Source organism: Micromonospora sp. H33 (genome assembly GCF_052068455.1).
In the GTDB taxonomy this organism is placed as follows: Bacteria; Actinomycetota; Actinomycetes; order Mycobacteriales; family Micromonosporaceae; genus Micromonospora.
Genome location: NZ_JBQHDE010000025.1, coordinates 1 through 20,525, shown reverse-complemented (window position 1 = coordinate 20,525; position 20,525 = coordinate 1). Strand labels below are relative to the sequence as shown.

At 70.3% G+C, this 20,525-nt stretch carries 16 protein-coding genes, 3 pseudogenes and 1 other annotated feature; of the genes and pseudogenes, 16 read left to right on the top strand and 3 right to left on the bottom strand.

What is annotated here, in order from left to right; all coding sequences use genetic code 11:
• Nucleotides 1-361: 361 nt before the first annotated feature.
• On the top strand, nucleotides 362-787 hold the full coding sequence (locus ACTMS0_RS28730) for an SRPBCC family protein (RefSeq protein WP_441158407.1): 426 nt from the start codon (nucleotides 362-364) through the stop codon (nucleotides 785-787).
• A gap of 80 nt (nucleotides 788-867) precedes the next feature.
• Here the strand turns inward: ACTMS0_RS28730 and ACTMS0_RS28725 are convergent, their stop codons facing one another.
• Complete coding sequence (locus ACTMS0_RS28725; RefSeq protein ID WP_441158406.1) at nucleotides 868-1,242, bottom strand: hypothetical protein; 375 nt, start codon at nucleotides 1,240-1,242, stop codon at nucleotides 868-870.
• Between the two features lie 183 nt (nucleotides 1,243-1,425).
• Nucleotides 1,426-1,920, bottom strand: a complete 495-nt coding sequence (locus ACTMS0_RS28720) for a MarR family winged helix-turn-helix transcriptional regulator (RefSeq protein ID WP_441158405.1) — start codon at nucleotides 1,918-1,920, stop codon at nucleotides 1,426-1,428.
• A 124-nt stretch (nucleotides 1,921-2,044) separates the two neighbouring features.
• On the opposite strand from ACTMS0_RS28720, the gene ACTMS0_RS28715 reads away from it, so the two are divergent.
• The 15 genes and pseudogenes from ACTMS0_RS28715 (at nucleotide 2,045) to ACTMS0_RS28645 (ending at nucleotide 19,856) form a co-directional block, all read left to right on the top strand.
• Entirely contained in the window at nucleotides 2,045-3,118 is a 1,074-nt protein-coding gene (locus ACTMS0_RS28715; protein WP_441158404.1) for an alkene reductase, read from the top strand.
• 10 nt (nucleotides 3,119-3,128) lie between these two features.
• Nucleotides 3,129-4,040: an NADP-dependent oxidoreductase gene (locus tag ACTMS0_RS28710; protein ID WP_441158403.1), complete on the top strand. Its 912-nt coding sequence runs from the start codon at nucleotides 3,129-3,131 to the stop codon at nucleotides 4,038-4,040.
• 1,106 nt (nucleotides 4,041-5,146) lie between these two features.
• A complete protein-coding gene (locus tag ACTMS0_RS28705; RefSeq protein WP_441158402.1) occupies nucleotides 5,147-5,884 on the top strand; it encodes a VOC family protein in 738 nt (245 codons plus the stop codon).
• A gap of 457 nt (nucleotides 5,885-6,341) precedes the next feature.
• Nucleotides 6,342-6,947: a YdeI/OmpD-associated family protein gene (locus ACTMS0_RS28700; protein WP_441158401.1), complete on the top strand. Its 606-nt coding sequence runs from the start codon at nucleotides 6,342-6,344 to the stop codon at nucleotides 6,945-6,947.
• Between the two features lie 246 nt (nucleotides 6,948-7,193).
• Nucleotides 7,194-8,423: pseudogene (locus tag ACTMS0_RS28695) on the top strand (IS3 family transposase).
• Nucleotides 7,472-7,583, top strand: a sequence feature (AL1L pseudoknot). It overlaps the preceding pseudogene by 112 nt.
• Before the next feature lie 494 nt (nucleotides 8,424-8,917).
• Nucleotides 8,918-9,958 (top strand): LacI family DNA-binding transcriptional regulator, encoded by a 1,041-nt coding sequence (locus ACTMS0_RS28690; protein ID WP_441158400.1) that lies wholly within the window; start codon nucleotides 8,918-8,920, stop codon nucleotides 9,956-9,958.
• Nucleotides 9,959-10,009: 51 nt separating this feature from the next.
• A complete protein-coding gene (locus ACTMS0_RS28685) occupies nucleotides 10,010-11,293 on the top strand; it encodes an extracellular solute-binding protein (protein ID WP_441158399.1) in 1,284 nt (427 codons plus the stop codon).
• Nucleotides 11,290-12,216 carry a carbohydrate ABC transporter permease gene (locus ACTMS0_RS28680; protein WP_441158398.1) on the top strand — a complete coding sequence of 309 codons (927 nt, stop codon included), beginning with the start codon at nucleotides 11,290-11,292 and terminating at the stop codon, nucleotides 12,214-12,216. Before ACTMS0_RS28685 ends, ACTMS0_RS28680 begins: the two co-directional genes overlap by 4 nt.
• A gap of 1 nt (nucleotide 12,217) precedes the next feature.
• Complete coding sequence (locus ACTMS0_RS28675) at nucleotides 12,218-13,120, top strand: carbohydrate ABC transporter permease (protein ID WP_441158397.1); 903 nt, start codon at nucleotides 12,218-12,220, stop codon at nucleotides 13,118-13,120.
• Nucleotides 13,121-13,124: 4 nt separating this feature from the next.
• Entirely contained in the window at nucleotides 13,125-14,195 is a 1,071-nt protein-coding gene (locus tag ACTMS0_RS28670) for a glycoside hydrolase family 130 protein (protein ID WP_441158396.1), read from the top strand.
• 81 nt (nucleotides 14,196-14,276) lie between these two features.
• Nucleotides 14,277-14,639 (top strand): annotated as a pseudogene (locus ACTMS0_RS28665) (Gfo/Idh/MocA family protein); the annotation flags it as partial.
• 55 nt (nucleotides 14,640-14,694) lie between these two features.
• Nucleotides 14,695-15,543, top strand: a complete 849-nt coding sequence (locus tag ACTMS0_RS28660) for a Gfo/Idh/MocA family protein (protein WP_441158395.1) — start codon at nucleotides 14,695-14,697, stop codon at nucleotides 15,541-15,543.
• 14 nt (nucleotides 15,544-15,557) lie between these two features.
• A complete protein-coding gene (locus ACTMS0_RS28655; protein WP_441158394.1) occupies nucleotides 15,558-17,597 on the top strand; it encodes a hypothetical protein in 2,040 nt (679 codons plus the stop codon).
• Nucleotides 17,594-19,204, top strand: a complete 1,611-nt coding sequence (locus ACTMS0_RS28650; RefSeq protein ID WP_441158393.1) for a glycoside hydrolase family 13 protein — start codon at nucleotides 17,594-17,596, stop codon at nucleotides 19,202-19,204. Before ACTMS0_RS28655 ends, ACTMS0_RS28650 begins: the two co-directional genes overlap by 4 nt.
• Nucleotides 19,205-19,676: 472 nt before the next feature.
• Nucleotides 19,677-19,856 carry a hypothetical protein gene (locus tag ACTMS0_RS28645; RefSeq protein ID WP_441158392.1) on the top strand — a complete coding sequence of 60 codons (180 nt, stop codon included), beginning with the start codon at nucleotides 19,677-19,679 and terminating at the stop codon, nucleotides 19,854-19,856.
• A 513-nt stretch (nucleotides 19,857-20,369) separates the two neighbouring features.
• Here ACTMS0_RS28645 and ACTMS0_RS28640 read toward each other — a convergent pair.
• Nucleotides 20,370-20,525: pseudogene (locus tag ACTMS0_RS28640) on the bottom strand (MerR family DNA-binding transcriptional regulator); the annotation flags it as partial.

Genomic DNA, 20,525 nt, shown 5'->3' with positions numbered 1-20,525 from the left:
ACCAAGCCCGAGCCATGACCAGCCACTACGCCCGACAAGCCCTCATCGAACCGTGATCACAATCCCCGGCTGGAGTACTAATCTACGGCGAGCACCGATGTTGTCTGGGGACAGCGACTTCACCTGCTCCAACGACCGAGCCCCCACCCACGCATCGAAACGCTGACGTTTGAGCCGATCAACACAAACGGGGTATCCGGATCTGCCGCCGACCGGGCGTCACGGTGCGTAATGGAACAGCGGTGGCACTATGCACGGTCGTGCCGAGATTAGGGCGCCGGCCGGTGTAGGTTCCGGGGGTCGTTCGGTCGATGTGCCGGGCACCGCGGCAGAAGACGCGACGGCCTCTTACCATTCTGCGATGGATCACAACGACGAGATTCTCGTGGACGAGGTGATCATCGTCGCCGCACCGCAGGAACGGGTCTGGGCTGCGATCGTGGACGCCAACGACCGTGCTGGATGGTGGTCGTACCTCGATTTGGAGCCGACGGTTGGGGGCCGGCTTGAGGAGCAATGGGCCGGCACCGACGGAACCCCTCAGCTCGCCCACGGTGTCGTCCTACACGTCGTTACGGATGAACTCCTGCGTTGGACGTGGGCAGAGGCGGGCCAGCCGCCGACGCACGTTGAGATTCGCCTGGAGCCGGAGAACCCTGGCACCCGGGTGCGTGTCAGCGAAACAGGCTGGGAGCGTCTTGCCAACGGCGCTGAACGAGCGGCAGCCAACCGTGAGGGTTGGCGGATGCATCTGCGAAACCTTCGTCGGCACGTGGAGCTCGGGTAAGGCTTCGAAGCGGGCATCGGCATCTGATCGGAGCCCGTCGAGTATCCGCACATGCCGCCGACCGGGCGAACGGCTGGTAGCTACCGGTCGACGTGCCAGCCGACGCTGGCCGGCGGGTGACCGTGATCGACGATGTGTTCCAGGATCGCGAGCGCATGCACAAGCGGGACGGTGTCGCCGTCGCTGTATGCGTCGTGCTGCCCGTTGCTGAGGACGAACCCGCCCTGCTGGCCGGTTCCGGTCGGGTCGATGGCGTGCTCGCCGGGGTCGCCCGGTTCCTCGAGCAGCATGATCAAGGCGCGGGTGCCGTTGCTAACGACAGCGAGCAGTCGTCCTCGGTCGTGCTCGAACCACGTTTCGAGCATTCCGTGGTCGATTCGTCTCCGAACGACGTCAGCAGCCTGCGCGCCGGTCAATGGCGCGTGACGATCCTGCTCGCGCCAGTAGTCATCCATTGGTCGAGACGGTATCGGCTACCCGCTCGTGAGGCACTCTTCTGCCGCCGACCGTGCGCGGCCATGCCGAGTTGAGGGTATTGCGGTCGTCGTGGGCGTTGGCGGCCCAGGTGTCGACGTGCGACCGTGAGCGCCGACTGTCGAAACGCCACAGGCGCGTGTGCCCGGAGCAGCGCGAGTTGGCTAACGGCTGACGCTGCGCTCGGGGTCCGGCTCGTGCGCTGTGAGGTTGTCTTCCAGTTGGTGCACGATGCGGAGCGCCTCGCGTTGTTCGTCCGGGGTCATCTCGCCGACCGTACGGCGTTCGAGGTCTTTCCAGATGCGTTCGACCTGCTTGCGGAGGACGAGGCTGGCCGGGGTGGGCTCGACGCGGGTGGCGCGGCGGTCGTCGGGGTCGGGGACGCGGCGTACGTAGCCGGCCCGTTCGAGGCGCTGCACGGTCCGGGTCATGCTGGCCGAGTCGGTGTCGAACTCGTCGGCGAGGTCGGTCTGACGCTGCGGTCCTGACTCCCACAGTCGCATCATCAGCAGTTCCTGGCCGGGGTGGAGCCCGACCTCGCGGAGCAGTTGGCCGGCGAGCATCCGGTGGGTGCGGGCCAGCCGGAAAATCGCGTGGCTGATCGGCCCGCCCGCCGCGGCGTCGGGCCGCCGCTCGATCGGCACGTCCTCTGCGCTCATGCGCATCAGATTAGCTGTTCAGGTCAGATGTGGCAGCGGTCACCTGCTGTTGCAGAAATATCTGCGAGCTCGGGAACATTTACCTGTCTAGGACAGCTAATCTGGCGTCGACGGGAGTTGAGACATGTCCAGAGCATTCGAGCCAGTCACCATCGGCCGCCACACGGCCGGCAGCCGGGTGGTGATGGCACCGATGACCCGCAGTCGGGCGTACGGGCCGGGGGCCAGCCCGACCGAGATGATGGCGACCTACTACGCCCAGCGCGCCGGCGCGGGGCTGATCATCAGCGAGGGCATCCAGCCGTCGGCGGTCGGGCAGGGCTACCCGGACACCCCGGGGCTGCACACCGCCGAGCAGGTCGCGGCGTGGCGGCCGGTGACCACGGCGGTGCACGATCGGGGCGGGCTGATCTTCGCGCAGCTCATGCACACCGGCCGGATCGGCCACCCCAGCGTCTACGAGGGGGAGCTGACGCCGGTCGGCCCGTCGCCGGTGAAGGCGGCCGGCATGGTGTTCACCCGAGACGGCTTGAAGGAGTTCGTCACCCCGCGGCCGCTGGACCGCGCCGGCGTCGCGCAGACCATCGACGAGTTCGCGTCGGCGGCCCGCAACGCCATCGCCGCCGGCTTCGACGGGGTGGAAATGCACGGAGCCAACGGGTACCTGCTGCACCAGTTCCTCTCCACCAACACCAACCAGCGCGACGACGAGTGGGGCGGCAGCGTCGCCGGACGCATCCGGCTCACCGTCGAGGTCGCCCGGGCCGTCGCCGACGCGATCGGCGCCGACCGGGTCGGGCTACGCATTTCCCCCGCCAATCCCTACAACGACATCGTCGAGGAGGGGCACCGGGAGACCTACCTGGCTCTGCTCGACGCGCTCGACCCGCTCGGCCTCGCCTACCTGCACGTCGCCGAGGGTCCGGACACGGAGTTCACCGGCCACCTGCGCGAGCGATGGAACGGCCCGCTGATCCTCAACCCATACACCCCCGGCGCGTACACCGGGCCGGAGGCGCTCAAGCTCGTCGAGACCGGCGCCGCCGACCTGGTCTCCTTCGGCGCCCTCTTCCTGGCCAACCCGGACCTGCCCGACCGGCTGCGCTCCGGCCGCCCCCTCAACGTCCCCGACTACAGCAAGGCCTACGGCGGCGACCACCGCGGCTACACCGACTACCCCACGCTCATCGAGGAATAAGGAGACAGCGATGAAGGCCATCACAGTCAACACGTTCGGCGGCCCCGAGGTGCTGCACGTCGCCGAGGTGCCGCTACCGGCGCCAGGGCCGGGCCAGGTTCGGGTCCAGGTCCGCGCCGCCGGGGTCAATCCCCTCGACGGCAAGATTCGCAGTGGCGCGATGGAGGCGCTCTTCCCGACCCCGCTGCCCGCCGTACTCGGCATCGAGCTCGCCGGGGTGGTGGACGCGCTCGGCGACGGGGTGACCGACGTCGCTGTCGGCGACCGCGTCTTCGGCTGGGCTGACGCGCCGACTGGCTCGTACGCCGAGTACGCCCTCACCGCCACGTACGCCCGGCTCCCCGACGGCCTGGATTTCCCGGCGGCGGTGACCCTGCCGGTAGCGGTCGAGACCACCAACCGCGTCTTCAACCAGCTCAAGGTCACGTCCGGGGAGACCCTGCTCGTGCATGGCGCGAGCGGTGCCGTGGGCCAGGTCGCCGTGCAGATCGCCGTCTCCCGCGGAGCCACGGTGATCGGCACCGCCAGCGAGAAGAACCAGGATCGCGTACGCGCGCTCGGCGTCATCCCGACCGTCTACGGCCCCGGCCTGGTCGACCGGGTACGCGCCCTCGCCCCCAACGGCATCGACGCGGTACTCGACACCGCCGGCAAGGGCGCCCTGCCCGACTCGATCGAGCTACGCCGCGGCACCGACCGCATCATCACCCTCGCCGACCCCGACGCACACCGCCTCGGCGTCGCCTTCGCCACCGGCCCGGACCAGCGCTCCGCCAGCGATCTCGCCGCCTTCGCCGACCAACTGGTCCGACGCGAGGTGAGCACGACCGTCGCGGCGATCTACCCGTTGTCTCAGGCCGCCGAGGCGCACCGGCTCAGCGACAGCGGCCACGCCGGCGGCAAGGTCGTCCTCGTCGCCTGATCGCAGGCCGACGCCCGCCCCGGCAAGACCGGTCGCCCTGGCCCACCGCCGGCCAGGGCGACCGGTCGCACGGGCACCGCACGGATGTGGGCACGGCTGTCGCTCAGCCTGCCGGTACCCAAAACGGTTCGGGCTCGGCCAGCGTGAAGCTGGACATGACCACCTAGAGCAGCCCAAGCGCAGGCGAAGCGACACACCCAGGCTCACGCGAGCGGGACGGTCGCAAGCCCAGCTCGGCGGATCAACGACGTGTCCTCTTCTGCCGCTGACAGAGCCCGGCGTCCGCGACCGCGCTCGTCACTTACCTACTATCGGATCGCTCGCTTCGTGCCGCCGGACGGACGGCCCTGCGTTACGCAGACTGTCCTGGATGACCGTGTGGGTCCATGTGGGGCGGGGATCGGGGGAGCGGGTTGGGAGCAGTCGGGTGCACTGAACGGAGTTGAACTGCATTCGACGGCACCGAACGGCGCCCAACGGCATACGCTCCGACCTGCGGTGTTGCGTCTTCGCAGGTCAGAGGCGGTGCAGCGTCCTGCTTCACACAACTGCACTCAACGGCAGTGAACAGCAGTCAACGGCACTCTATGTCGCCTGGCAGGGGAGTATCCGCAGGTCAAGGCGGTAAGGACCTTACGAGTGCTCATGCCTTGCACGTGGGTGCAGATTGGGTGCAGCTTGGCGAAGTGGTCACCGCATCCGAAGTGCTCACTCGTCTCGGACGGAGACTGAGGCCGTGACCTGCGACGAGGTACGTGAGCGAGCTGGCGTGACCTCCCAGAGACGACCGAAGTGGTCATCTGCCTGCGACGCAAGGCGTGGTTTCGGGTGTCGGCTCGGCCGGCCGCCACAGCCTCCCGTATATGGTGCCTCTGTAATCGGCCTGCATCTCTGCACCCGCCGTCCGGGCGTCTCGATCTGTCCTATTGACTGGAACGCCGATCTCACGGGCAAGTCACTGACCAGCGCTTCGTGCTCGGTGACCTCTTCGGCAGCTCCGAAGGCATCAGCATCTGTTGGCTCTCACCGGTCAACCGAGCGGCGTCCTCAACTGCCGAGATCAGTACGGCTGATCTTGATGTGCGACTGCCGCTAGCATCGTCGGCATGGCAACGCGGCTTGTTCAAATCAACATGAAGGCTCGGGACGACTCCGCGCTGGGCGGTTTCTGGGCGGAGGCGCTCGGCTGGGGAGTCTCCAGCGAGGGACCCGGCGTGACCAACCTCGAACCCGAGGGCTTCGTCTACCCCGACCCCGTCGCCGTCTGCCTCGACCTCATCGCCTCCCCGGAACCCAAGACGGTGAAGAACCGCGTGCACGTCGACCTCGCCACCACCTCGGCGGCCCATCAGGCGGAGGTGGTCACGCGCCTGAAGGATCTCGGCGCAACACCCGCCGACGTAGGCCAGGGCGACGTCCCATGGACGGTCATGGCCGACCCAGAGGGCAACGAGTTCTGTGTGCTGGACTGGCACGACCCGATCCGAGACACCGGACCGATCGCCACGGTAGTGGTCGACTGCGCGGATCCGCGAGCCATGGCCCGCTTCTGGGGCAAGGCCATGGACTGGACCCTGCACAAGGTGACCGACCACAACGCGGTACTGCGCTCCGCCAAGGGCGTCGGCCCATATCTGCAGTTCCTCCGCACACCCGACGTGAAGACCGTGTGGAACCGCGTCCATCTCGACCTCCGCCCATACCCAGGTGACGACCTGGAGGCCGAGGCGGCCAGACTGCGGACTCTCGGCGCCACCGCCATCGACCTAGGCCAGAGCGATGTCCCGTGGACGGTCCTCGCCGACCCGGAAGGCAACGAGTTCTGCCTCCTCGCCCCAGGCTGACCCAAACCCTCTTCATCCGCTCACTACGGCCACGAGCCCGGATTTTGCGACGCAACCTAGCCGGCATTGCCTACGAGTAACTCGGCACGTCCGGATCTGCTGCCGGTAACGCTCGATCGCGGCTGTTCTTGAGATCGAGGTAGAGCGGACGGGGCGGGAGCCAGTTTCGTCAACCAGTGCCTGTAACCGGTCTCGGCATCGCACGGTGCGGCGATACTGCGCCACCGGTTGCCCTCAGAACAGTAGAAGCGCGTCGAACTGCGGCCCTTCGTCCTTGCTGGCGATGACGCCCCGCCTGCCGGTCCTGAGGCCTCAGCACCCTCCGCAGCCCTGCCGCTGGGTTCGGGCTGAGACCGTCGTCTACGCCAAGATCGTCCTGAGCATCGAGATCCTGCCCCGACGGTCCGCCGAGCGACCGGCGCGCCGGCAGCCCGGCGAGTCGGGTTAGCCTGCCGTCATGGCGAGCGCCGAACTGGATGAGTTGATCGTCGCGGACGCCGAGGCGCTGCGCGCTTGGTTGTCGGCCAACCACGCCACGTCGCCCGGCGTCTGGCTCGCTCTGACCAAAAAAGGCGGCACAGCCACCACGCTGACCTGGCAGCAGGCGGTCGACGAGGCACTGTGCTTCGGCTGGATCGACGGGCAGGCCCGTAAACGCGATCTGGAGACCTCCTGGATCCGGTTCACCCCTCGCAGGCCCCGCAGCTCCTGGTCACAACGCAATGTCGCCCACGTGGCCCGGCTGGAGGCGCAGGGGCGAATGATGCCCCCAGGCCGCGCCGCGGTGGAAGCCGCGAAGGCGGACGGGCGGTGGGCGACCGCCTACGCCCCGCCGTCAGAAGCCGAGGTGCCGGCCGACCTACTCGCCGCCATCGCCGCCGACCCCGCCGCCCAGGCCATGTTCGACGTCCTCACCAGAACCAACCGGTTCGCCCTCATCCACCGCCTCAATGCCGTCAAACGGGCGCAGACCCGCGAGCGGAAGATCGGCGAGTTCGTTTCCATGCTGGCCCGTCACGAGACGATCTACCCGCAGAAGGCCAAGCCGCCGAACTCGCCATAATCGGCATCCTCATGATCCAGTGCACTGATCTAACAAGTAGCCGCGATCCGCGCGCTACGCAGCGTCACGCCGAGCTGGCCTGGTTGCCGTCCGGACGTGCCGATGACAGCGCGTTGGCTCGGTCCTGCATGTCGTACCAGCGTTAGGGTCACGAGCATGACCGATGAAGAGGCTCGCGAGGTCGCGTTTGCCTTCCTGAACCGCCCTGGGTTTGGTGGAGGCTCCATTCCGTGAGGAGATGGAGTCATGGCACGACCGAGCAGGTACTCAGCTGACTTCCGGGCCCGGGCGATGCGCCTGGTAGGCGAGGCACGGCCGGAGCACGACACCGAGTGGGCGGCGATCACGTCGGTGGCGCACAAGCTAGCGGTCAGCAGCGAGACGCTGCGCAAGTGGATCCGGCAGGCCGAGGTCGACGACGGCCGACGGCCGGGCGCCACGTCGGAGGAGTCGGCGGAGCTCAAGCGGCTGCGGCGGGAGAACGCCGAGCTGCGGCGGGCGAATGAGATTCTGAAGGCGGCGAGCGCGTTTTTCGCCGCGGAGCTCGACCGCCCCGGACCGAGATGATCCGCTTCGTCGACGAGCACAAGGATCGTTTCGGGGTCGAGCCGATCATCGGAGTCCTGCGCGGCACCGATGCCGGGTTCCTGTCCGTGTCCTGCTACTACGCCGCCAAGACCCGCCCACCCTCGGCGCGGGCGGTCGCTGACGCGGGCCCTGAGCGAGCAGATCCGGCAGGTCCACCAGGACAACTACGGCGTCTACGGGGTGCGCAAGATGAACACCGCGCTGCACCGCGCCGGCCTGGAGATCGGCCGCGACCATCTCGCCCGGTTGATGCGCCAGCTCGGCCTGCAGGGCGTGCGGCGCGGCAAACCGAAACGCACCACTATCGCCGACACCGCCGCGGTCCGCCCGGCGGACCTGGTCAAACGGCAGTTCCATGCCGGGCGGCCGAACCAGTTGTGGGTGTGCGATCTGACCTACATTCGCACCTGGGTCGGCTTCGCCTACCTCGCCCTGGTCATCGATGTGTACTCCCGGCGTCTGGTCGGGTGGTCGCTGACCACACACCTACGCACCGATCTACCCCTCGAGGCCCTCGAGATGGCGATCTGGGCGCGCAACGAACGCCTCGACGGGCTGATCCACCACAGCGACGCCGGCACCCAGTACACCGCGATCCGCTACACCGACACCCTCGCCGGAGTCGGCGCCCTGCCCTCCGTCGGCTCCGTCGGCGACAGCTACGACAACGCCCTAGCCGAGTCCACCATCGGCCAGATCAAAGCCGAGCTGATCCACCGACGCGGACCCTGGCGCACGATCGAACAGCTCGAATACGCACTGTTCGAGTACATCGACTGGTGGAACCAGCGCCGGCTACACGGCGAGATCGCCATGCGCACGCCCACCGAAGCCGAGGCCGCCCACTACGCTCAATCCAGCCTTCTGACCGAGGCCGCCACCCAATGAACTGAGCCTCTACAGAACCCAGGGCGGTTCAACCTCCGGCTAGACGATCATTGTCTTCAGGGTTAGGTCGGCTTGGTCGGGCTGTCTTCGCCGTTACTCCATCGGCTGGCTGGCTTCAGTAGTTCGGTGGCTCCGGCTCTGGTCGCCGGGTCAGGGTCGTTGCTCAGCTTGGTGCAGGTATCGATGAACTGGGCGAGCGGTGCCCCGCCGGGGCCAGGCGAGCCGAGCTGGGGGTTTGAGGAACGCGTTCGGCGTCACGCGTGTAGGGCGGCATCGTGATGGGTGCAGGCGGCTACGGGTGGACAGTCGATACCAGCCACGCCTCCAGCCTCCTGATCGGGCAGTCCGGTCCGCTCGGGGTCGACGCCAGTCACTGATTGTGATCGGAGCGAGCCATTGATCTGTTTGCTAAACCGGTCTAGCATCCTCCAAACCGGTTTAGTAGCCGGTGATCCACTCCGCGACCTGTAGGTATGGGGGAAGGAGGCCGACGGTTGGTCAGACAAGGTCGACCGACGATCACCGACGTCGCCCGTGCCGCCGGAGTCTCCAAGGGAGCGGTTTCCTTCGCCCTCAACGGCCGGCCCGGGGTGGCCGAGGAGACCCGCCAGCGGATCCTTGCGACGGCGAAGGCGCTGGGCTGGACCCCGAGCCAGCGTGCCCGGGCCCTGTCCACCTCTCGGGCGTTCGCCGTTGGTCTGGTCCTTGCCCGCCCGCCGGAGCTGCTGGGCGCCGACCCTTTCTTCCCTGCGTTCATCGCCGGCGTGGAACGGGTCCTCGCTGAGCGGAACCAGGCGCTGGTCCTGCAGGTCGTCACCAGCCAGCGGGCGGAGGAGGACGGTTACCGGCGGCTGGCCGCCGACGGGCGGGTGGACGGGGTCTTCCTCCTTGACCTGCGGATCGCCGATCCTCGGATCGCCCTGCTGGAGGAGCTGCGGCTACCGGCCGTCACCCTCGGCCGTCCCGACGTGGCCAGCCCGTTCCCGGCGGTGCTCGTCGACGACCGACTGGGGATCACCGCCGCGGTACACCATCTGGTGGAGCTGGGGCACCGGCACGTCGCGCACGTCGCCGGCCCGGACCACTTCCTGCACGGGACGGCCCGGCGCAACGCCTGGGAGAACGCGCTGCGGGCCGCCGGATTGCCGCCCGGGCCCTGCGTGCCCGCCGACTTCTCGGCCGCCGGCGGGGCCCAGGCCACCCACCAATTGCTCGATCTGGCCGACCCGCCGACCGCGATCATCTACGCCAACGACTCGATGGCGATGGCCGGCATGGCCGTGGCCCGGGAGCGTGGCGTCGACGTCCCGGGGCGGCTGTCGGTCACCGGCTTCGACGACACCGAACTGGCCGCCCACATCAGCCCGGCGCTGACCAGCGTCCGGACCGATCCGTCCGGGTGGGGCGGCGTCGCCGCCCGTACCCTGCTCGACCTCATCGACGGCGGCGGTGGCGCGGACGTCGAGATGCCGCCCGCGCAGCTCGTCGTCCGCGCCTCCACCGCCCCACCACCCCCACCACACCAATCGCCGTGACCAGCCGGCCGGCCGGCTGGTCGTAACGGCAGTCGAGATCGGAGACCCACCATGAGGCGAACCGTCCCCGCCGCATTGCTCGTCCTCTCCCTCGGCCTCACCGCAGCCTGCGGTGACGGCGGCTCCGACGCTGGGGCCAACTCCTCGGCCAAGGGGCCGATCACCATCTGGCTGTCGAACAACAAGGAGGAGCTGGCCTGGGGCAACGCGATGGTCGAGGCGTGGAACAGCCAGCACGCCGACCAGAAGATCACGGCCCAGGAGATCCCGGCCGGCAAGTCCTCCGAAGAGGTCATCGGCGCCGCGATCACCGCCGGGAACGCCCCCTGCCTGATCTTCAACACCGCGCCGGCCGCCGTGCCGCAGTTCCAGAAGCAGGGCGGGCTGGTCGCGCTGGACGACTTCGAGGGCGCTAAGGGCTACATCGAACAGCGGACCGGTTCGGCCGCCGAGCAGTACAAGTCGCCGGACGGCAAGTACTACCAGATGCCCTGGAAGGCAAACCCGGTCATGATCGTCTACAACAAGGCGGTCATGCAGAAGGCCGGTGTCGACCCGGAGAACCCGCCGCTCGGGACGTACGCGGAGTTCCTCGACACGAGTCGGAAGATCAAGTCCTCCGGTGCCGCGCAGGCGGCCATCTACCCCTCGCCGACCAGCCAGTTCTTCCAGTCCTGGTTCGACTTCTACCCGCTGTTCATCGCCGAGACCGGCGGCAAGCAGCTCGTCGAGGGCGGCAAGGCGCAGTTCAACTCGGCCGAGGGGCAGCGGGTCGCCGACTTCTGGAAGACCCTCTACGCCGAGGGTCTGGCCCCGAAGGAGCAGTACAACGGTGACGCCTTCGGCGAGGGCAAGGCCGCCATGGCGATCGTCGGCCCGTGGGCCGTCGCCGTCTATGGCGACAAAATCAACTGGGGTCTGAAGTCGGTCCCCACCTCCGCTGGCAAGCCCGCCGCCGAGACGAAGACCTTCAGCGACGCCAAGAACGTCGCCATGTACTCCTCCTGCCAGAACCGGGGCACCGCCTGGGAGGTGCTGAAGTTCGCCACCAACCAGGAGCAGGACGGCGCGCTGCTGACGGCGACCGGCCAGATGCCGCTGCGGGCCAACCTGAGCGCCACCTACGCGGACTTCTTCACCCAGAAGCCCGCCTACCGCGACTTCGCCGACCAGGCCGCACGCACCGTCGAAATCCCGAACGTGCCGAACTCCATCACCATCTGGCAGACGTTCCGCGACGCGTACTCCGAGTCGGTGATCTTCGGCAAGCGGCCGGTGGCCGACGCGTTCGGCGACGCCGCGCAGAAGGTCGACGGGCTCGCCGGCCAGCGATGACCGCCCGCCTCACCCGGGGTACGAACCGGCACCCCGGCCGCGGACCGGTGACGGCCCTGCTCGGCCGTCACCCGGTCGGGCTGGCCCTGATCGCGCCCTACGCCGCGTTCATCGTGCTGGTCTTCGCGTACCCGTTCGGGTTCGCCGTCTGGATGAGCTTCCACGACTACTTCTTCGCCGCGCCGGGAGCGCAGGTCGAGCGCCCCTTCGTCGGTCTGGAGAACTACCGGGCGGTGGTCGGCGACCCGGGGGTCCGGGAGGCGTTCGGCAACATCCTGGTCTTCCTGCTGATCAACGTGCCGCTCACCGCGGTGCTGGCGCTCACCCTCGCCGTGGCGCTCAACCGGGCCATCCGGGGGATCACCTTCCTGCGGGTCGCCTACTACGTGCCGTACGTGACCGCCAGTGTCGCCGTGGTCGGGGTGTGGCTGTTCCTGTTCAGTTCGGACGGCCTGGTCAACACGGTCCTCGGCCCGCTCGCCCCGGACCCGTCCTGGCTGGTCAACGAGACGCTCGCGATGCCGCTCATCGCGGTCTTCGTGGCCTGGAAGCAGCTCGGCTTCTTCATCCTGCTCTACCTCGCCGCGTTGCAGAACGTCCCGAAGGAGCTGTACGAGTCGGCAGCGGTGGACGGGGCGACCGCCTGGCAGCGGTTCCGCTCGGTGACCGTACCGGCGGTCCGCCCGGCCACCACCCTGGTGGTGATCCTGGCGACCATCACCGGCGCGAACCTGTTCACCGAGCCTTACCTGCTCACCGGAGGCGGCGGCCCGAACGGCGCCTCCACCTCTCCGGTGCTGCTGATGTACCAGCGCGGCATCGAGCAGGGCGCCCCGGACGTGGCGGCGGCGATCGGCGTGCTGCTCGTCGTCGGCGTCGTCACCGTCTCGATGATCAACCGTCGACTGCTGGAGAGGAGCTGACATGTCGACCGGCACCCTCGGCGCACCCGAAACCGCAGCCGCACCCGGCATGGCGGCTGTGGCCCGGCGTCGCGCCGGCACCATGCGGCGGGTGCTGCGCACCGCGGCGCTGGTCCCCTTCGCGCTCGCCTTCCTCTTCCCGTTCTACTACATGCTCATCGGGTCGTTGCAGGCCGAACCGGACACCTCCCCGGCCGGGGCATTCCCTACCGGCGGCCTCACCCTGGACAACTACCGCGAGATCGACGCCGAGATCAACCTGCTGCGGTCTCTGGTCAACTCCGGGATCTTCACCGGCGGGGTCATCCTCGGCACGGTCGTCTTCGGCGTCCTCGCCGGCTACGCGCTGGCGCAGCTCAGCTTCCGAGGTAGGGGCGTGCTCTTCGGCCTGGTCCTGCTGGTGCAGGTGGTGCCGTTCCAGCTCCTGCTGATCCCGCTCTACGTGCTGATCGTGCGCGGGTACGGGCTGGCCGACTCCTACCTCGGCATGATCCTGCCGTTCGCGATCAACACCACGGCCGTCTTCGTCTTCCGGCAGTTCTTCCTGCAACTGCCGGCCGACCTCTTCGCCGCCGCCCGGGTGGACGGCGCGAGTGAACTACGCATCCTCTGGTCGGTCGCGCTGCCCCTGGTCCGTCCGGCACTGCTCACCGTGGTGCTGCTGACCTTCATCGGCCCGTGGAACGAGTTCCTCTGGCCGTTCCTGATCACCAAGCAGACCGACATGCAGCCGCTGGCGGTCTCGCTCGCCAACTACCTGAGCAACGTCGCCGCGCGGGCCGCCAACCCGTACGGCGCGATCCTCGCCGGCGCCTGCGTCCTCGCCGCCCCGGCCGTGGCGCTCTTCGTCGCCTTCCAGCGGCACTTCACCTCCACCAACATCGGATCTGGCGTAAAGGGTTGAACCGTTGACTGTTTCCACCGTCGTCTCGTACACCCTCACCCGACTCGGCGTGGTCATGGCGCCCGAAGCGGGGGAGCCGCTGGAGGTCGAGGGGGTGCTCAACCCGGCCAGCGGGCGTACCCCCGACGGCAAGCTGCACCTGCTGCCCCGGCTGGTCGCCGAGGGGAACGTCTCCCGGGTCGGGCTCGCCGAGGTCGAGTTCCGCGACGGGGTGCCGGCCGGGGTGATCCGGCGCGGCGTCGTCCTCGCCCCCGACGAGGGGTGGGAGCGTGGGCTGAACAACGCCGGGGTCGAGGATCCGCGCACCACCTGGGTGCCCGGCCTGGGCGCGCACCTGATGACGTACGTCGCCTACGGGCCGCTCGGCCCGCGTCTGGCCCTGGCCGTCTCCACCGACCTGCGCACCTGGCGCCGGCTCGGTCCGGTGCAGTTCGCGTACCAGCCGGATCTGGACACCGACCTGAACCTCTTCCCGAACAAGGACGCAGTCTTCTTCCCCGAGCCGGTGCCCGGCCCGGACGGCCGCCCCTGCTACGCGATGCTGCACCGTCCGATGTGGGACCTGGGCTGGTTCCGCCCCGGTGAGGGGGTGCACCTGCCGGCCGGGATCACCGACGAGCGGCCCGGCATCTGGATCTCCTACGTCCCCGCCGAGGAGGTGCACTCCGACATCAGCGCCTTGGTCCGGCTCCGCGACCACCGGTGCGTCGCCCTGTCCGAGTTCCCCTACGAGGAGTTGAAGATCGGCGCCGGCCCGCCACCGGTTCGAGTGGAGGAGGGCTGGCTGCTCATCCACCACGGGGTGACCGGCCACATCCCCGACACCTTCGACCCCAGCACCCAGAAGGTCGAGTACGCGGCCGGAGCGATGCTGCTCGACCCGTCCGACCCGGGGCGGGTGCTGGCCCGCACCGCGGAGCCGATCCTGGTGCCCGAGACCGAGGACGAGCGTTCCGGCACCGTGCCCAACGTGGTCTTCCCGACCGCGATCGAGGAGGTCGACGGGGTCCGGTACGTCTTCTACGGGATGGCCGACGCCAAGATCGGCGTTGCCCGGCTGGACCGTGTCCGGTGAGCCGCGTCCGACGGCGCGGCCGGCCCTGGTGACCGGGCCGATGCCCACGACCGGGCCGGCTGCCGCGGCGGGGCGGGTGCCGTGACGGGCCCGGCCGCGCTGCGCCTCGGCGTCGTCGGGGCCGGCGGCTTCGCCACCTTCCTCACCGGCGCCCTGCGTGACCTGCCGGACGTGACGGTGACCGTGGTCGCCGACCCGGACACCGACCGGGCCGGGCGGCTGGCCGGGACGCTGGCCGCCCGGGCGGTGCCGGACTGGCAGGCGCTGGTCACGGCCGACGACGTGGACGTCGTGGTGGTGGCCACCCCGCCGGCCGGCCACGCGGAGACCACCCTCGCGGCGCTGCGCGCCAGCCGGCATGTCTTCTGCGAAAAGCCTCTGGCCACCGACGAGGACGACGCGATCGCCATCCGGGACGCGGTCGCCGCCACCGGTCGCGTCCTGGTGGTCGATCACGTGCTGCGCTACAACCCCGTGCTCCGGGCGCTGGCCCGACTACGTGACCCACGATTCGGCGCGCCGCCCGGTGCGCCGGCCGACCCGCTGCTCGGTCCGGTCCGGCGGCTCGCCTTTCGACAACGACGCCAGCGACGAGGACCTCGGCCCGGAGCACTGGTTCTGGGACGAGCGGGTCAGCGGCGGAATCTTCGTCGAGCACGGCGTGCACTTCTTCGACGCGGCCGACGCCCTGGTCGGCTCGATCCCTCAGTCCGTGCAGGGCATGCTCGGTCACCGCCCCGGCAGCGACCTGGTCGACCTGGCGGTCGCCACCACCCGGTACCCAGACGGCGCGGTGGCGACCTTCGCGCACGGCTTCAGCCACGCCCACCGCTGTGAGCGGCAACTGCTGCGGATCGACTTCGGTACCGCCGAGGCCCGGGTGGCCGGCTGGATTCCCGTGCACGCCACCGTCGACCTCTGGACCGACGACGCCGGAGCCGCGCTCGTCGAGACCCTGCCGGCGCGGGCTGGGGAACTGCTCGCCGTCGACGGGCACCGGTTGGCTGACCGGGCCGCCGTCGAGGTGGCGGTGCGCCGGCACGCCGGCCCGGCACACGCCCGGGACCGCGGCCACGAGCGCTGGCTGCCGCACCACTGCCGGATCACCGTCGACCTCGGCGGCGAGGCCGCCAAACCGTACGTCTACGCCGAGAGCGTGCGCGCCGCCATGCACGACCTGGTGCGCTGCGTCCGTACCGGCCACCGGCCCGCCGCCGGAGTCACCGAGGGTGCGACGGCGGTGACCGTCGCCGCCGCGGCCCGCCGTGCCGCCCGCGAGGAACACACCGTCCACCTCGGACGCCTACCGGAACTCACGGCTTCCCCCACCACCGTTCACCCGTCCTGACCGAGGAGACCCCCGTGAAACGCCGATCGCTGCTGCTGAGCGGCCTCGCCCTCACCACCCCGCTGCTGTTGACCCCCAGCCCGGCCGGCGCCGCCCCCGCCGCCGGTGCCGCGCAGAGCACGGCGGCGAAGAACGGGCCACTGACCAACCTCGCCCACCTGGACTTCCTCAGGCAGGACGTCACGCCGCCAGATCAGCAGGGACACACCACCTACCGGCTCGCCGACACTCCCGGGATCGGAGTGCTCTGGACCTACGCCGAACCCGGGCCGGACGGCCAGTTCCGCCGCGTCGGCGGCGGCACCTACGACCTGGAGACCGACACCTGGGGGCAGGGCGCCTACAACGCCGACGACATCTCCCGGGCCGCGGTGGTCTACCTGCGACACTGGCGGCAGACCGAGGCCACCACCAGCCGGGACGCCGCCTACCAACTCCTGCGCGGCCTGACCTACCTGCAGACCGCCGACGGTCCGCACGCCGGCAACGTGGTGCTCTGGATGCAGCCGGACGGCACGCTCAACCCGAGCGCCGAGCCAAAGGAACTGCCCGACCCGTCCGACAGCGACGCCTCGTACTGGCTGGCCCGGACCATCTGGGCGCTCGGCGAAGGGTACGCCGCGTTCCGCGACACCGACCCGGACTTCGCCGGCTTCCTGCGCGACCGCCTCGACCTGGCGATCGCCGCCGTGCAGCGGCAGGTTCTCGTCCACGACAACCGGTGGCAGATCATCGACGGGGAACGCACCCCAGCCTGGCTGATCGTGGACGGCGCGGACGCCACCGCCGAAGCCGTCCTCGGGCTGGCCGCCTACGTCGAGGCCGGCGGCGGCACCACCGCCCGCCGGGCGCTGCGACAACTCGCCCGGGGCATCGCCGCCCTCGCCGACGGCGACGTGCGGGAATGGCCGTTCGGCGCGGTCCGCCCCTGGGCGCTGTCCCGCTCGGTCTGGCACGGCTGGGGTGCCCAGATGCCGGCCGCGCTCGCCCGGGCCGCGCAGGCACTCGGCGACCGGACCCTGCTCGGACCGGCCGTCACCGACTCGGCCGTCTTCACCCCCTGGCTACTCACCTCCGGCGGCCCGGACAACGGCCGGCTGCCCACCCGGACCGACCGGACCCAGATCGCCTATGGCGTCGACTCCCGCGTGCAGTCGCTGCTCGCCGTCGCCGAGGCCAGCGGACGTTCCGGATTCGCGCAGCTCGCCGCGGTCACCGCCGCCTGGTACTTCGGCGCGAACCCCGCCGGGACGCCCGGCTACGACCCGGACACCGGCCGCGCCATCGACGGCATCAACGGCGACGGGCAGGTCAACCGGAACTCCGGTGCCGAGTCCACCATCCACACGCTGCTCAGCATGCTCGCCCTGGACGCCCGGCCGGAACTGGCCGCACTCGTCCGCCGGGCGGAGATCGTCGAACGGGTCGGCGCGGTCACGCTGGAAGCCGAGGACGCCACCCGCTCGGGCGCCGCGACCGTGGTCACCCCACCGTCCGCGTGGACCGGAGAGTCGCTGATCAGCGGAGCGTACGTCGACCTGCCCGCCGGGGCCGGGTTGCGCTGGCAGCTCCCGCCGGCCGACCAGCCCCGGCTGGTGCTGCCCGTGGTGAACCTGCGCCCCGGCGTGCCCGCCCGGACCGTCTGGCACAGCGACGCCGGACCGCTCGGCGAGGTCGACCACGCCCGGGTCGGCGCCCAGGGCAACTCTCCGGCGCCGGGCGCGCTGCTCCCGGTCACCCTGCCCCGCGAACTCGCCGCCCACGCCTCCGAACTGACCGCCGAGGCGACGGCCGGGGAGCCGGCAACCATTGACGCGGTCGTGCTGGAGCCGCTGGTCTCCCGGCTCACCCTGGCCGGCGACGGGCAGAGCACAACGCTGTTGCGCAGCGCCGCCCGGACCGCCCGGACGGCGGAGGTCACCCCTGGCGGCACCGGAGCGGCCACCGTCGAGGCGTACGACGCGGCGGGCGTGCTCCGCTCACGGCGCACCGGCACCACGGCCACGCTGCGCGTGACCGTGCTACCCGGCGGCTTCACCCTGGTCCGCCGGTGACCGAGTCGGCGCCGGGGGAGCCGTGGTGGCGCGGCGGGGTCTGCTACCAGGTGTACGTCCGCAGCTTCGCCGACTCCGACGGGGACGGGATCGGTGACCTTCCCGGGGTCACCGCCCGCCTGCCCCACCTGGCCTCCCTCGGCGTGGACGCCGTCTGGCTGACCCCGTTCTACCCGTCACCGATGGCCGACGGCGGATACGATGTCGCCGATCATCGCAACGTCGACCCGGCCTTCGGCACCCTCGCCGACTTCGACGCGCTCATCGCCGAGGCGCACAAGCTCGGCCTGCGGGTCGTCTGCGACCTGGTGCCCAACCACACCTCGGACCGGCACCCCTGGTTCCGGGCGGCGCTCGTCGCACCACCGGGCAGCGCTGCCCGCCGCCGGTACGTGTTCCGCCCCGTCGATGACCACGACCCGGACCGGCCACCCAACGACTGGCGGTCGGCGTTCGGCGGGAGCGCCTGGCGGCGGGTGCCGAGCCCGCACGGCGGGCCCGACGAGTGGTACCTGCACCTGTTCAGCCCCGAGCAGCCCGACCTGAACTGGGACAACCCGGAGGTGCCGGCGGAGTTCCGTAAGATCATCCGATGGTGGCTCGACCGGGGTGTGGACGGGCTGCGCATCGACATGGCGCACGCCCTGTTCAAGCATCCCGACCTGGTCGACGCCGGCCCCGGACAGCACACCGACTTCCGTCGCAACCACCTGATGCCCTTCTTCGACCAGACGCCCGTGCACGAGCTGTACCGGCAGTGGCGGACCATGGTCGACGCGGTGCCGGGGGAGCGGGCGCTGATCGGAGAGGTGTGCCTCTTCGACGCCGACCGGCACGCCCGGTACGTCCGCCCGGACGAGCTGCACCAGGCATTCACCTTCGAACTGCTGGAGTGCGACTGGTCCGCCCCGACGCTGCAAAACACCATCGGGCGGACGCTCGAGGCGTACCGCCGGGTCGGCGCCCGGCCGGCCTGGGTGTTGAACAGTCACGACGCGACCAGGACCGTCACCCGCTACGGCGGGGGAGAACGGGGGCTGCGCCGGGCCCGGGCCGCCGCCCTGCTGATGCTCGCACTGCCCGGTGCCGCCTACATCTACCAGGGGGAGGAACTGGGGCTGCCCCAGGTGGACCTCCCCGACGAGGCTCTGCGCGACCCGATCTGGGAACGCTCAGGGCGGACCGTGCGCGGGCGGGACGGCTCCCGGGTACCGATACCATGGGCAGTGGACGGCGACACGAACGGCTTCTCGCCAGAGGGCGCCGCCCCGCCGTGGCTGCCGCAGCCCGACGGCTGGGGGACCTGGAGCGTGCAGCGGCAGACGGTCAATCTGGCCTCCACCCTGTCGCTCTACCGAGCGGCGATTCGGATGCGCCGGGAGCTGGCCAGGGATATCGCCGCCCACGAGCTGACGTGGTGGGACGCCGCGCCGGACATGGTGGCGTTCCAGCGCGGCGACGAGTTCGGCTGCGCCCTTAACACCAGCGACCGGACGGCACCGCTGACCGGCGTCGGCCGGGTGCTGCTGGCGAGCGTACCGGTCCAGCCAGCCGATGGAACGCTCCTGCTGCCGCCGGACGTCGCGGTCTGGTTCGTTCCGACGTGACGGTATCGCACAGCGAAGCGCGCGTCGGCCACGCCGTGCCGGGCGTGGTGTGCTTCCCCGCGCGGGGCGGGTCGGCGAAGGTCTTGTCGGGCGATGGCTTCGGCCTCCTCGACGTCGGCTTGGCTCCCACAGCCGCCCGCTGAGGCCTGAGCTGCATCGACCGGCGGCGGTACGGTGCCCGGATGACCCGAGCCCGAACCGCCGCGATTGTTGAGTGAACATGGCAGAGTGATCGCCGCAGCGCCGGCCGTCCCGCCGGGGGGCGGGGTGTGCACGGGGGCGGGTGGCCCGCCGCGGCGTATGACGAACGGCGACGCCGGGTATGGTCGGTGTGTCGGTGTCGCCGGGCGCTCGCCAGCGACCGAGACTCCTTGACCGGGCGCCAGTGTGAGCGCTGGGTTTGTCACCAGGCTGCGCGGCAAGAAATGCCGATGGCCTGATGTGCTCCTCTGCTGAAAGACGGGACTCCCGCATGGCATCGAACGACAGTGATCAACCGGCGTTGTTTCTCCCCACGACGACCGCCGAACGGCTCGACGGTCCGGGCGTGACTTTCGACGGCAGCGAGGAGGCCATGCGGCGACTGCGTCATCCGTTCGCGGTGGAGCAGGTCCGGCCGACGGCGGGCCGCGACCCGGAGCAGCGCGACTGATCCCACCGGGCTCACGCTGCTGGAGCGGACTCCACGACCGAGGACCGTCGGGCGCGGCTCCAGCGGCGGTATGGCGGTGGTGCTCGCCAGCCTGGCCTTGGCCGCGTACGGCAACGCCCGCCGTGGCTGGTTCGACCTGGTCGAGACGTACCCATCACATCGGCACCGCTGGGCGTGACCATGACCGCCGCGGCGACCGCGTGGCGCAACGGCGTCACCCTCGCAGTGGTGATCGATTCCGACGCCGCCGGCATGAGCGGCGTTTCACCCCGTACCGTCGTCGTCCGTTCCGCGGCTGGCCTTGGTGGTGGGCTGCACGCCGCCGATCAGCCGTTTCCAGGTGCGGTTGCCGGGCGCCCGATGGCGGCGCCTCGGACTGCCGGCCGGCCGGGATGCCGAGAGGCGCCACATACGGGGGTACGGCCGCCAGGGGCGAGGCGGGGACGACGGGTCCGCCCGCCGGCTCACCGACACCAGCGGCACGCCCGACGGCCTCACCCGAGAGCGGGTCGGTCAGCGCTGTCGCCGCGTCCCCTGCTGCTTCTCGTTCTGTCGAAGGGCTTCCTCGAGCTGGTCTTCCAAGATGATGATGCGGCAGGCGGCCTCCAGGGCGGTGCCCTGGTCGACCATCTCCCGGGCCCGGGCGGCCAGGCGCAGTTGGTAGCGGGA